Origin of the sequence: Thermosynechococcus sp. HY596 (assembly GCF_030518715.1) — a bacterium.
GTDB lineage: Bacteria > Cyanobacteriota > Cyanobacteriia > Thermosynechococcales > Thermosynechococcaceae > Thermosynechococcus.
On record NZ_CP130346.1, the window covers coordinates 2630069 to 2642453 of the forward strand.

Sequence of the window (12385 nt, forward strand, 5' to 3'; positions counted from 1 at the left end):
GTTATCCCTCAGCAGTCACCTTAAAGATGTTGACGGAGTTTTGGAGTTCCTGAGCAATGTCCACGGTGGCTTGCAAAGACTCAGAAATCTGCTTGGACGTAGCAGACATCCCCTCAGAGACCTTAGCAAAGTCTTTCATGAGGGTATTGACGGTGTTGGAGGTGCGGGCTTGGGAGACAGTAGCTTGGGAAATGGACTGCACCAGTTCGTCAATGTGCTGCGACACCTGCACAATTTCTTGGAGATTTTGCTTGGCCACCTCCACAAGGCGGGTGCCTTCAACCACCTGAGCCGTACCTGTTTCCATGGCACTCACCACCTCGTGGGTTTCCATCTGAATCGTTTCTACGATTTGCTCAATTTCGCGGGTGGCCGCTGCCGATCGCGCCGCTAGTTCACCCACCTCTTCGGCAACCACAGCAAAGCCGCGGCCTTCTTCACCGGCACGGGCAGCCTCAATACTGGCATTGATGGCCAAGAGGTTGGTTTGTAGAGCAATCTGGTTAATCAGCGAAATCACCTTGGAAATCTGTTGCGAGGATTCGCCCAAGCGTTTCACCTTTTTGGCGGTTTCGGCCACGGTTTCCCGCAGGTGGAGAATGCTATCAACGGTGGCATCCATGGTTTCACCACCGGTCACGGCTCGCTCTGAAGCTTTGCGAGCCACTTCTGCCGCTTCGTTGGCGCTGTTGGCCACGGATTCAATGGAGGTGGACATCGCCTCAACCGCTTCCAGCATCCGCTTCACCTTCTTGGCTTGCCGCAGCGATTCTTCTGCTAACTCTGTCATGGCTGTCTCATCCGCCAAGAGGGCGGTGTTCACTTTTTCCGTGGTGGCTTTCACTTGGACAACCACGTCCCGCAGACTCTCAATGAGGGAGTTGAAGATGTCGGCAACGGTACCAATTTCATCGGCGGTGATGTCGGCCCGTACCGTCAGATCCCCTTGGGAGGCCGCCTCGACTTCGGTGAGCAGGTTAATCAACTGCATTTGAATGCGTTCCGTACGCTGCTGTTGCTCTTGGGCAAGGCGTTCTGCTTCTTTTTGGGCAGCGGTGGTCTGCTCAAGGAATTTGCTGCGCTCAAGCACCAGTCCGGCTTGGTTGGCCAACTGGAGGAAAGCATCAATTTCGGGCTGCTGCCACTGACGCGGCTCACTGCACTGGTGGGCAATTAAAAGCGCGACCAGTTTTTTCTCCACCAACACGGGAACGACTAAGTTGGCTCGCACCTTCAGGGGAGCAAGTTGTTTGAGGTGGCACTCCGTCAGACCAGCATTGAGAATGTCTGCTGTGGCTTGCACGCGCCCTTTGGTGTAGGCATCAACCCAATTTTGACGGAAGCAGGGATCGTCAATCACCTGTTCGAGGGCTTGGGGCCAGCCGACGGCTACAGACTCGGCAACGACTTTGCCGACATAGTTCTCGTCAAATTCATAGAAGATCACGCGATCGCACCCCAAAAGATGGCGCCCCTCATTGACCAGATTATCGAGAATTTGCTGGCGATCGCTCTGCTGGGTCAAACGAAAGACACTATCACGTAACTGTTGGGCGCGTTGGGCAGCCAGTCGAGCTTCTATCAGGGATTGTTCCAACTGTTCTGCCATCTGGTTAATCGTGCGGCTGAGGGTTGCCAGTTCATCATCCCCCTCCACCGGCAGACGGGTTTGGAGATCCCCTTCACCAATTTTCGTCACCGCCTTGGTGGCTCGCAGCAGGGGTTGAATCCCGCGATCGCTGAGGTAGATGGCGACCGCCCCCGCCACAATTGCCGTCACCACCACCCCCGAAAGGAGTGTCCATGTCAGGTTTCGTAGGGGTTTAAGGGCATAGTCTTGGTCGGTGCCGAGGACAATGGAGGCAAAGGGTTGGGAAACAGTAGTGTAGCTGAGAATTTGGGACTCGCCATCAGAGCGGCGCCGTTCTGTCAGCGTACTTGCTGAGGTATTGTCCCTAGACTGAGCCAGTTTGGGAAAGACTTCCTCTAGGGGTTTACCCTGCAATGCTGGAATAGAGGCAGCAAAGATCGTTCCCCCCGGCTCTACGAGGTAAAAACTCTGCTGCTGAGTGCGATCATAGGTTTTCAGAAATTGCTGAATACTGCTTTTGGGTACCCGCAACCGCAGCACCGCTATAATTTGCTGGTTTTGAGGATTAATCAGCGGTACCGCTAAAAACATCCCCAAGGGGCGTTCTGGCAGTGACAGCGTTGGCTCAACGGTTAAAACCGCGCCCCGCGTTTGGATCGCGAGCTTAAAGTACTCTTGATTTTGGAGAATATTGTTGGCGAGACGATTTCCCGCTGAGGATTGAGCAATAACCGTTCCTTGGCCATTGTTGGCAATGATCGCGGCGCTGTCGTAGGCCACGTAAGCATCAAGGAACTGATCGAGAACGGCTTGCAGTTGGGCGCGATCGCGCTGCTGAATTTCACTGCTATAACGATTATTCAAAACCGAAGCCAAGACGCGCGCATCCCCTCGGCGATCGCGCAGATAGTTATCAAATTGGAGCGCAGCGCTACTGGCTTCCTGCTGCTGGAGCTGCAAGACCTGCTCCATCAGTTGTTGACGCGCCACTTCATTTGCCGCCAAGCCCACACCAATCATCGGCAGTGTTGCAAGGGCAACGGCACTGGTAATCAGTTTCGGACGTAAGCCCCAAAATTTGCGGGGTGGGGGGGGTGGGGATGCAGGTTGCTCAGGGGATTTGCCGTTGGTTGTGGCTTTTTTCTCCTCTAGGGGAGGGAGTTGGTAGTTCAATACCGACGGTGGCAAAGGAGGAATATCAAGGGAGGGTTTGGCAGTGGTCATTGTTGGCACATCCTAACAGCATTAACAGCAGTGCTATCCGACATCAACAGCAAGAACACTTGAGCAAGACCTTTCGGCGATCGCTGCCCCATCAAGGATAAAGAACAACTCCTCTCCTAAGCGACAACAGCCTTTGAGGTAGGGAACCAGCGCCGCGCTCACTGTACCCACAGGCGATTGAATGGCTCCCTCGGGAAGACGGACGATCCCCCGTACCTCCTTGAGCGCCAATCCTAGGTATCCCTTGGGGGTGTGCAGCAACGCGATCGTCAACACCGAAATATCCGCATCCAGTGGCTCCAAGTTGAGCAAGTGGGCTAAATCCAGTACCCAAACAATGCGGTTCCGAAAGTTCAGCAGTCCCATCACCACGGCGGCCATATTGGGAATCACCGTGAGCTGTTGTGGTGGGATCACCAACACCTGCTGAATCTCAGTCATCGGCAGCAATGCCGTGAATTGGTCGTGGATAACCAAACGCAAATAGGGCGCCCCTTGGGGGCGATCGCGTAGCGTACCCTTTGGGGAATCGCCCCGCCCTTCACCATGATTCAACCAAGGTGCTGCCCCAAGCATCGCTACACCACCACCGACTTCAGTGCCCGCAGGAGATCCTCACGGCTGAAGGGCTTCGTGACATAGGCATCTGCCCCCTGCTTCATTGCCCAAAGGCGGTCTAGCTCTTGGTTTTTCGACGTGCAGACAACAATGGGGAGCTTTTCGGTTTCCGGATTTTTCTTGAGACTGCGGCAGAGTTCAAAGCCGCTCATCCCCGGCATCACCACATCCGTCACCACCACATCGGGCTTGTACTGCGTGACTTTTTCTAGAGCCTCCTTGGCATCGGTGGCCGCAATGACGGTATAGCCAGAGTCCTTAAGAAACGAGGTAATCAGTGCCATTTCCGAGGGGGTATCTTCCACCACTAAAACCGTCGTCATGTCATCTCCCAAATGTCAATTCAAATAATCGATTACTGTCAATATACTGCCCACAGGTTGCCTGTACTACGTCAAGTACTGAAACACCATTTTGAGAAGTTCCGCCTGAGTAAAGGGCTTGGTCATATAGTCCGTCGCTCCCACGAGGCGGGCTTTGGCGCGGTCAATGAGACCCGTGTTACCCGTCACCATAATGATCGGCACTGACTTAAAGCGTTCATGGTTGCGAACGACTTTACAAAACTTATAACCATCAATGTTGGGCATCCCCACGTCCAGCAGGATCAGATCTGGATTGAGGCGCATCACCTCCATCAGGGCTTTTACAGAATCATTGAGGGCAATGACTTCAAAGGCATCATCCGCCAAAAACCGCTTAATTTCATTGAGCATGGTCGGACTATCGTCAATGCAGATGATCCGATAGGTACGGTTTGGCACTTTTGAGGTAAAAAAGCCACTGCCCAAATCGCCACTCTCCTCTGTAACGGTAGGCGTGGTTTCCTGCCACAAACTGGCATCAAAACTGGGCAGCAAATCAAAGGGGTGTTGCGGCTCACGAACGACTACGGCTCCTTTATCAATCAAGGGTAAGAGGCTACGCACCAAGGCAATTTCATTTTGGTTCATGAGCACGGCCAAGTGGCGGAAGCTAAACCCCCGCAACATCGACCCCAAGCGTTGCTGCTGCTCTGGGGTTAAATTGACTTGCGCACCACTAAAGAAGTAGGGGCGCTGAAAAGGCGAGACAATTTTGTGGCCAAGGCTGAGCCACTGCTGAATTCGGGATTTGCACTGCTGAATCAGTCGGGTGGCGTCAAAGCGGCTGACAATTGGCACTTCAACATAGGGCACAAGTTGATGGTGACCGCTCTTGAGATATAAAAACGACTCTAGGACTTCAACGATTAGCCCCTCGACTAGGCGGCTGAAGTGCTCTGGGGTAATGATGTCTTGAGTAAGCAACCAGCGCAGACTCTCATATTCATAGATCGGGGTGGGGGTGTTGGCCTGTTCCCATTGCTGTCGGACTTGGGCACGTAACTCGCGATCGAGGGCAGGAACACTTTGGCTGAGTTGCCGCAAATGGCGCTCAAAGCGATCGCCCGGTTCAATCGTGTGGGTAGCATAGACAATACTTCCCTGATCAAAGTAGAGAAACCACTGCTGCCCTTGAACGCTCACCCTGAAGCAACCTGTGCCTCCTGAAGTGCTGAGTTGCTGGAGTAATCGTTCCGGCTGAAGCGTTTCTGTAAACTGTGGTGTTCCCCCGCCACTAAAACCGCGATCTGATGTCATCATATTTAGCCTCCGAGCTGCTACCCCCACCGAAGTTTCGTCCTACTCCGGCAGCAACCAGCGATATTTGACAATAAAACCAATTGAGATATGGAGCTATCCTTAAGTAAGAGGTGTGCTTAAGAATACCGATGTGTTGATTATATTAAGCAGTGTTGGGGAAAAGATGAAAGAAAACTTCAGAAAAGTTAATGACTTTTACAAAGGATAGTAAAGCAGACCCGTTGTCTCAAAAATAATGATGCCTCTCCTCTCTGAACCATAATTATCTATGACCTCTGCACTTGAAGAAAAGCTACGGACGGCATTCTCACCAGAACAAGCGCACCTACTGGCGGAAGTGATCCGTGAGGCCTATGACGACTTGGTGAAGGCCAAAGACTTTAACGAACTAAAGGCGATTGTCGCGGATCTGGCGCAAGCCCAGAAGCGCACGGAAGAACGGGTGGATCAACTGACTCTCACTGTTGCAGAACTCGCTCAAGCGCAGAAGCGGACGGAAGAACGGGTAGAAGAACTGGCGGCAGCTCAGAAACGAACAGAGGAACGAGTGGATCAACTGGCGGCAGCCCAAGAGCGCACCGAGAGAGCGGTCAAACAACTCGCACGCCAAGTCGGCGGCCTTAGTGAAGCCTTGGGTGGGTCGCTGGAAGACCTCGCCCTTGAGGTGGTGCCCGAGATTCTGGAATATCGCTGGGGCATGGAAATTGAGTTCTGTGACCGCGACACCCTCCCCCTGCGCAATGGGGAGTATGAATTTGATTTAGTGATTCGGGGTCAGGTGGCAGGGCGACCAATCTTGGTACTCGGGGAAGTGAAAAGCAACATCACCGAATCAGAGGTGGAGCGATTTTTGAATCTTGTCGCTCAGGTGGAAGCGCCCGAGGAGATTCGCCCCCTCTTTTTTGGCTATCGCGTTGAGCGTGCAGCTAAAGCGTTGATTCGCGATCGCGACGCGGTAATGGTCACCACACGCGGCAAGTACTTTCCCTAGAATGGGAATATGGCTAATCAGCACTAGCAATGACCTCTGCACTCGAAGAAAAACTACGGACAGCGTTCTCGCCAGAACAAGCGCACCTACTGGCGGAAGTGATCCGTGAGGCCTATGACGACTTGGTGAAGGCCAAAGACTTTAACGAACTAAAGGCGATTGTCGCGGATCTGGCGCAAGCCCAGAAGCGGACGGAAGAACGGGTGGATCAACTGACTGTCACTGTTGCAGAACTGGCCGAAGCCCAGAAGCGCACGGAAGAACGGGTGGATCAACTGACTGTCACTGTTGCAGAACTCGCTGAAGCACAAAAGCGCACCGAAGAACGAGTAGATCAACTGGCGGCAGCCCAAGAGCGCACCGAGAGAGCAGTGAAACAACTTGCACGCCAAGTCGGCGGCCTTAGTGAAGCCCTGGGTGGGTCGCTGGAAGACCTTGCCCTTGAGGTGGTGCCCGAGATTCTGGAATATCGCTGGGGCATGGAAATTGAGTTCTGTGACCGCGACACCCTCCCCCTGCGCAATGGGGAGTATGAATTTGATTTAGTGATTCGGGGTCAGGTGGCAGGGCGACCAATCTTGGTCCTCGGGGAAGTGAAAAGTAACATCACCGAATCAGAGGTGGAGCGATTTTTGAATCTTGTCGCTCAGGTGGAAGCGCCTGAGGAGATTCGTCCCCTCTTTTTTGGCTATCGCGTTGAGCGGGCAGCTAAAGCGTTGATTCGCGATCGCGACGCGGTAATGGTCACCACCCGCGGTAAATACTTCCCGTAAAAAAATCCCCCTCCACAGGGGAGAGGGATCTAGGGTGAGGGCAAATTCACCCGCTCTAGAACGTGAAGGTGGTACGAATCACGCCTTGCAGAATCGGCTGACCAGAAATAACCCCACCACCATTAGTATTGTTGGGGTTGATAATCGCTGTGAAGATAGGCGTGATGCTGATGTTGTCACTGATGGGGAATTTGTAAAAGGCCTCAATGTTGACCTGATTGGCATTGTTAATGAAACCAAAACTAGGTGCACTGTTGATAAACGGCGCACCCGCCGCTGCCGCCAGTACTGAACCTGGCACCAGCAAGTCCTTGTAGCCAATACCCGCCATAAAGTTATAGGCCATCATGCCAGCGGCAGGGGCACCAAGAACTGAAAATGGCAGTGGCGAAACATTGGGGAAGTAGCCATTGGGAATCCCTGCTACCCCTGCACGGCCAAAGATGCCCAAGCGACCCAGATTGAGCTCAAAGTTGATGCCCCCCGCTTGCGCCTCAATGCCATAGGTTTTGGAGTAGGTACCTTGAAGCTTCACCGCATAACTGTTGCGACCATTGCCAAAGGTGTTGGCATACTCCAACTCCAAGGAAGCTTGGTAGGGATCACCCGCAAACCCACCCCCCGGACTTGGAGGGACAATGACAGAATTAGCTCGTCCTGGCTCTGCCGCAAGATACAATGCCCGCACAGTAAAAGGACCTTCATTGGGGTTCCACTGAATAGCAACCCCTGCACCCCCTAGGTAGTTCATGGCGTAGGGCACAATGAAGGGGTTGTTGAGGAAGAAGTAAGTGCCAAAGTCACTAGCAGGAGAGTTCGCCCAGCTATTGGTGTCAATGATATCGCTCGGATAGAACCGTGTCCCTGCAGTAATGGTGATATCTTGGGTGGGCTTAAACGTATAGGCTAGGCGGTATAGCTCCACATTCGGACCAAAGTTCGACCAGTAGTACTGGCTGGGGCTAGCATAAGGAAAAGGTGCTGTGAAAATATCAGTTGTACCCGCTGGATCTAAAGTTGAACTAGTTTGTAACCCAATACCGTAAGTACTAATGGCATCGCGACCGCCATTGCCCGTAGACAGCGTGGTTTGCAGCAAGTCAGTGCCGGTAAAGCTGGTATTCAGGTTCAGCAGAACGGCAGAAATAACGGTGGGATTCGTGCGACCAGGGGCAAGGCCAAATGGACTAGGTGTAACCGAAGGATTTGGACTACTGGGGCGACCACCGTACTGCACCGACATCACCGCCGTACCCGTGAGCTTGGTCGTTGTCGAGAACTGAGTGGCTTCAAGGGCAGCGGTGCGGGCTTCGAGGTTGTCCACGCGACCGCGCAGGGTGGCGAGTTCAGCAGCGAACTCATCCATGAGTCTCTGAAGCGTAGCGAGGTCTTCTTTGGTGGCAAAGCGATCGCTAATCACATCGAGGCAGGCGTTCAATGCTGCTGCCATTTCATAACGGGTGGCGGCACGGTTGCCCCGGAAGGTGCCATCAGGATAACCCGCGATACAGCCATACTTTTCAACCAAGGAGGCGAGGGCTTGGTAGGCCCAGTCGGTGGGACGCACGTCAGACAGCTGCGAGACAGAGGTCACCTGCCCCATGGATTCTTCGTTGGCCAGAAGCTGATTAACAGAGGTAATGGTGCTAGAAGCGTCTGCAATGGTGTTGGGAGCAAGTGCTTCAGAAACTGCGAGATTTTGTGGTTCAGCAGCAATTAGGTTTTCGAAGTTGGCGGGTTCATTGGCGGTAGCAATGTTAGCCCCTGCAACCACACCCAGTAGGCTTAAGCTACCTGCTAACAGGTACGTCTTTTTCACGATGTTACTCCTCACTCACGAGCGTCTAGGTCCGGCAGAGCGATCAATTCATTCTGCTGTCCCCTAGTACTTAGCTTACACAATATGGCTTAAATGTGTTGCAAGCTGATTATGCAAGTTCTGATAGATTCTAAGTGCTTTCCCTTGGATTTGTCAAATAGGTTGTTGTGATTTGTTGACACTGGAATTTCATCCGTCTGGCTGGCGTGGTACGAGCTGCACACAAGGAGCCTTCCTGATAGAGGTCGCGGCAACTAGAGAAGTTCTGTCCGGTCGGTACAATAGAAAGTACAGCCAAGATTTCATAGATGCAATGACCTCTGTCCTTGAAGAAAAGCTGCGGGCGGCGTTTCCCCCCGAACAAGCGCATCTGCTTGCAGAAGTAATCCATGAAGCCTACAACGATTTGGTGAAAGCAAGAGACTTCAATGAGCTGAAGTCCATCGTAGGCGAATTAGCTCAAGCCCAAAAACGCACTGAGGAGCAAGTTGAAGAACTCGCCCAAGCCCAAAAACGCACTGAAGAACGAGTTGAAGAACTCGCCCAAGCCCAAAAACGCACTGAAGAACGAGTTGAAGAACTCGCCCAAGCTCAAAAACGCACTGAAGAACGAGTTGAAGAACTCGCCCAAGCCCAAAAACGCACTGAAGAACGAGTTGAAGAACTCGCCCAAGCTCAAAAACGCACTGAAGAACGAGTTGAAGAACTCGCCCAAGCCCAAAAACGCACTGAAGAACGAGTGGATCAGCTAGCTGTTGCTGTTGCAGAACTGGCGGAAGCGCAAAAGCACACCGAACGAGCCGTCAAACAACTTGCACGCCAAGTGGGCGGCCTCAGTGAAGCCCTGGGTGGGTCGCTGGAAGACCTCGCCCTTGAGGTGGTGCCCGAGATTCTGGAATATCGCTGGGGCATGGAAATCGAATTTTGTGAGCGGGATACCCTACCCCTACGCAACGGCAGTTATGAGTTTGACTTGGTCATCCGGGGTCAAGTTCATGGAGAGCCGATTCTAGTGCTGGGGGAAGTCAAAAGCAATATCACCGAATCTGAGGTGGAGCGGTTTTTGAATCTGGTCGCTCAAGTGGAAGCGACTGAGGAAATTCGCCCTCTGTTTTTTGGCTATCGCGTTGAGCGGGCAGCCAAGGCGTTGATTCGCGATCGCGGTGCGGTAATGGTCACCACAAGGGGCAAATACTTTCCTGAGTGAATGAAGTACCCATCACGCTTCTTGGGTTGGCGCGGCATCTGCGGCATGGTAGGAGCTACGTACAAGAGGCCCCGATCGCACGTGGGAAAAGCCGAGTTCGCGGGCAATCTTGCCCAGGGTGTTAAATTCTTCAGGTGTCCAATACTTGACCACAGGTAAATGATTCAACGAGGGGGGCAGATATTGTCCCAAGGTCAGGCGATCGCACCCCACGGCTCGCAAATCTTTTAGAGTTTGAATCACCTCTGCCTCGGTTTCTCCCAAGCCCAACATCAAGCCCGACTTGGTGGGAAGGTGGGGATTCAGTTCTTTGACCGTCGCTAAGACCCGCAGGGAACTCTCATAGGTGGCTCCGCGGCGCACCGGGCCTTGCAAGCGGCGCACAGTTTCAAGGTTGTGGTTGTAGCAGGCAGGCTGTGCCGCCACAATTTGGGCAATGCAGTCCCGTTGGGAGACTCGACCCCGATCCATGCGAAAGTCGGGGGTGAGGACTTCAATTTCCGTGCCGGGGCAACGTTGGCGAATCGCCTGCATGGTGACCACAAATTGACCCGCCCCTTGATCGGGTAAGTCATCGCGAGCCACAGAGGTTAAAACCACATAGCGCAATCCTAAGCTGGCAACAGCGGCGGCAATTTTTGCTGGTTCCTCTGGATCAACCGCAGCAGGAGCGTGGCCTTTCTCCACTTGGCAAAAGGCGCAGGCACGGGTACAGGTGGCACCCAAGAGTAAAAAAGTGGCGGTTTTTTGGGCATAGCATTCACCGCGATTGGGACAGCGCCCCTCTTCACAGATGGTGTGGATGCCATAGTGGCGCACGAGGCGTTGAACGGTGGAGAGTTCACTGGCTTTGCCAAGAGGTTTGCGCAGCCACGGCGGCAGAGGTTGGCAGATGGTCATAGAGTGGGGTTAATCCTGAAAATAGGGGAGAGGCGAGCTAGATACAAAACTTGATTAACTATCGAGTCTATTTATTAAGTAACTGTAAATCATCGCTGGGGGTGTGCCTAGGGGGCGATCGCTTCTATGGCAGGATCAATAGCGACGTTACCGCAGGTATGCCACAGAACCTATGAGTGATCAGCCACGCCCAACGGTCATTATTACGGGTGCATCCTCTGGAGTCGGATTGTATGCCACCAAAGCCTTAGCCAATCGGGGCTGGCACGTTGTTATGGCCTGCCGCAATCTTGAAAAAGCAGAGCAAGCCGCCAAAGACTTGCAGATTCCGCCGCAGGCCTACACGATTTTGCATTTGGACTTGTCCTCGTTGGCCAGTGTGCGCGGCTTTGTGGAGTCATTTCGGGCATTGAATCGCCCCTTGCGTGCCCTTGTCTGCAATGCTGCTGTCTATTATCCCCTGCTCAAGGAACCGATCTACAGTGTGGATGGCTATGAAATCAGTGTGGCCACCAATCATTTGGGGCACTTTCTTTTGGCCAACCTCCTCCTCGATGATTTGAAGAAGTCTCCCGAAAGCGATAAGCGCTTGGTGATTCTCGGCACGGTGACGGCCAACCGCAAAGAACTCGGCGGTAAAATTCCCATTCCTGCTCCCCCCGATTTGGGCAACCTCGAAGGCTTTGAAAAGGGCTTCAAGAAACCCATTGCCATGATTAACGGCAAGCCCTTCAAGTCGGGCAAGGCCTACAAAGACAGCAAGCTCTGCAATATGCTGACAACACGGGAACTGCATCGCCGCTTCCATGATTCGACGGGGATTGTCTTTAGCTCCTTGTATCCGGGCTGTGTGGCGGATACCCCCCTGTTTCGCCACCACTTTCCCCTCTTCCAGAAGCTCTTCCCCCTCTTCCAGAAAAACATCACTGGGGGCTATGTCAGTCAAGAACTAGCGGGTGAGCGCGTCGCAATGGTGGTGGCCGATCCAGAGTTTCGCCAGTCGGGGGTGCACTGGAGCTGGGGTAACCGCCAAAAAGAGGGCCGCAAAGCCTTTGTCCAAGAACTCTCGGCAGAGGGTAGTGATGAGCAAAAAGCCCGCCGTCTTTGGGAGTTAAGTGAAAAACTCGTCGGTTTGGCCTAACTGATGCAGCGGTGGTTGCCCCTCGGCGTTAGTCTTGCCCTTGTCATCGAAACGGGGGCGATCGCTCGCCCAGCACCAGAAACAGTGGTGAGCCAGTTTTATCAGTGGTGGGTGCGAAACCAAGATCAAGGCCGCCAACGGCTTAGTCAGCAGCGAGCAGTGTTTACACCCGATCTATACCAGCAGTTGATGCAAGCCTTTCGCAGACAGCCACGGGATGGCGTTTGGCTAGACTTTGATCCCTTTTCCTTTACCCAAGTGAGTACTCAAGGGGTGCAAGTGCGCAATGTCCGGCGATCGCCCAATAATCCCCAAGTGGCGGAAGTGGATATTGAGGTTATGGCAGGTCTGCGGGGGCGATCGGGAACGCCTGTGCCGATTAAAGTACTCCTTCGCCAAGGGAGCGATCGCTGGCAAATTGATAACCTGATCTACTTGAACACGTGGGATAACCTGCGCTGTCTGCTGCGGGACATCAATCGCTAGCGAACCTTAA

At 53.3% G+C, this 12385-nt stretch carries 11 protein-coding genes; 5 read left to right on the forward strand and 6 right to left on the reverse strand.

Going from position 1 to position 12385, the window contains the following annotated elements:
* Position 1 precedes the first annotated feature (1 nt).
* From QYC28_RS12930 to QYC28_RS12945, 4 genes are all read right to left on the reverse strand, one after another.
* Positions 2-2815, reverse strand: coding sequence for a methyl-accepting chemotaxis protein (locus tag QYC28_RS12930; RefSeq protein WP_302679611.1), 2814 nt, complete (start codon positions 2813-2815; stop codon positions 2-4).
* A 33-nt stretch (positions 2816-2848) separates the two neighbouring features.
* The gene (locus QYC28_RS12935) at positions 2849-3391 is read right to left on the reverse strand and encodes a chemotaxis protein CheW (RefSeq protein ID WP_149821478.1); all 543 of its coding nucleotides are present in this window, start codon (positions 3389-3391) and stop codon (positions 2849-2851) included.
* Between the two features lie 2 nt (positions 3392-3393).
* Entirely contained in the window at positions 3394-3756 is a 363-nt protein-coding gene (locus QYC28_RS12940; RefSeq protein WP_149821479.1) for a PleD family two-component system response regulator, read from the reverse strand.
* 66 nt (positions 3757-3822) lie between these two features.
* Positions 3823-5058, reverse strand: coding sequence for a response regulator (locus tag QYC28_RS12945; protein ID WP_302679612.1), 1236 nt, complete (start codon positions 5056-5058; stop codon positions 3823-3825).
* Between the two features lie 268 nt (positions 5059-5326).
* On the opposite strand from QYC28_RS12945, the gene QYC28_RS12950 reads away from it, so the two are divergent.
* Both QYC28_RS12950 and QYC28_RS12955 read left to right on the forward strand, forming a co-directional pair.
* Positions 5327-6049 carry a hypothetical protein gene (locus QYC28_RS12950; protein ID WP_302679613.1) on the forward strand — a complete coding sequence of 241 codons (723 nt, stop codon included), beginning with the start codon at positions 5327-5329 and terminating at the stop codon, positions 6047-6049.
* A gap of 29 nt (positions 6050-6078) precedes the next feature.
* Complete coding sequence (locus QYC28_RS12955; RefSeq protein WP_286668793.1) at positions 6079-6822, forward strand: hypothetical protein; 744 nt, start codon at positions 6079-6081, stop codon at positions 6820-6822.
* Positions 6823-6877: 55 nt separating this feature from the next.
* On the opposite strand, the gene QYC28_RS12960 is transcribed toward QYC28_RS12955, so the two are convergent.
* A complete protein-coding gene (locus QYC28_RS12960) occupies positions 6878-8641 on the reverse strand; it encodes an iron uptake porin (protein WP_302679614.1) in 1764 nt (587 codons plus the stop codon).
* Between the two features lie 313 nt (positions 8642-8954).
* Here QYC28_RS12960 and QYC28_RS12965 point away from each other — a divergent pair, with 313 nt between their 5' ends.
* Positions 8955-9848, forward strand: coding sequence for a hypothetical protein (locus QYC28_RS12965; protein ID WP_302679615.1), 894 nt, complete (start codon positions 8955-8957; stop codon positions 9846-9848).
* A 12-nt stretch (positions 9849-9860) separates the two neighbouring features.
* Here the strand turns inward: QYC28_RS12965 and lipA are convergent, their stop codons facing one another.
* Positions 9861-10748 carry a lipoyl synthase gene (lipA, locus tag QYC28_RS12970; RefSeq protein ID WP_286649732.1) on the reverse strand — a complete coding sequence of 296 codons (888 nt, stop codon included), beginning with the start codon at positions 10746-10748 and terminating at the stop codon, positions 9861-9863.
* 172 nt (positions 10749-10920) lie between these two features.
* Between lipA and QYC28_RS12975 the strand changes: the two genes are divergently transcribed.
* Together QYC28_RS12975 and QYC28_RS12980 are read left to right on the forward strand one after the other, a co-directional pair.
* Positions 10921-11889, forward strand: coding sequence for a protochlorophyllide reductase (locus tag QYC28_RS12975; RefSeq protein ID WP_149821493.1), 969 nt, complete (start codon positions 10921-10923; stop codon positions 11887-11889).
* A gap of 3 nt (positions 11890-11892) precedes the next feature.
* On the forward strand, positions 11893-12375 hold the full coding sequence (locus tag QYC28_RS12980; protein WP_149821495.1) for a DUF3828 domain-containing protein: 483 nt from the start codon (positions 11893-11895) through the stop codon (positions 12373-12375).
* Positions 12376-12385: the final 10 nt, after the last annotated feature.

Bases quoted from the DNA above. Each gene is read 5' to 3' on its own strand.
- QYC28_RS12930 (WP_302679611.1), bottom strand. From the start codon at position 2,815: ATGACCACTGCCAAACCCTCCCTTGATATTCCTCCTTTGCCACCGTCG.
- QYC28_RS12935 (WP_149821478.1), bottom strand. From the start codon at position 3,391: ATGCTTGGGGCAGCACCTTGGTTGAATCATGGTGAAGGGCGGGGCGAT.
- QYC28_RS12940 (WP_149821479.1), bottom strand. From the start codon at position 3,756: ATGACGACGGTTTTAGTGGTGGAAGATACCCCCTCGGAAATGGCACTG.
- QYC28_RS12955 (WP_286668793.1), top strand. From the start codon at position 6,079: ATGACCTCTGCACTCGAAGAAAAACTACGGACAGCGTTCTCGCCAGAA.
- QYC28_RS12975 (WP_149821493.1), top strand. From the start codon at position 10,921: ATGAGTGATCAGCCACGCCCAACGGTCATTATTACGGGTGCATCCTCT.
- QYC28_RS12950 (WP_302679613.1), top strand. From the start codon at position 5,327: ATGACCTCTGCACTTGAAGAAAAGCTACGGACGGCATTCTCACCAGAA.
- QYC28_RS12980 (WP_149821495.1), top strand. From the start codon at position 11,893: ATGCAGCGGTGGTTGCCCCTCGGCGTTAGTCTTGCCCTTGTCATCGAA.
- lipA (WP_286649732.1), bottom strand. From the start codon at position 10,748: ATGACCATCTGCCAACCTCTGCCGCCGTGGCTGCGCAAACCTCTTGGC.
- QYC28_RS12965 (WP_302679615.1), top strand. From the start codon at position 8,955: ATGACCTCTGTCCTTGAAGAAAAGCTGCGGGCGGCGTTTCCCCCCGAA.
- QYC28_RS12945 (WP_302679612.1), bottom strand. From the start codon at position 5,058: ATGATGACATCAGATCGCGGTTTTAGTGGCGGGGGAACACCACAGTTT.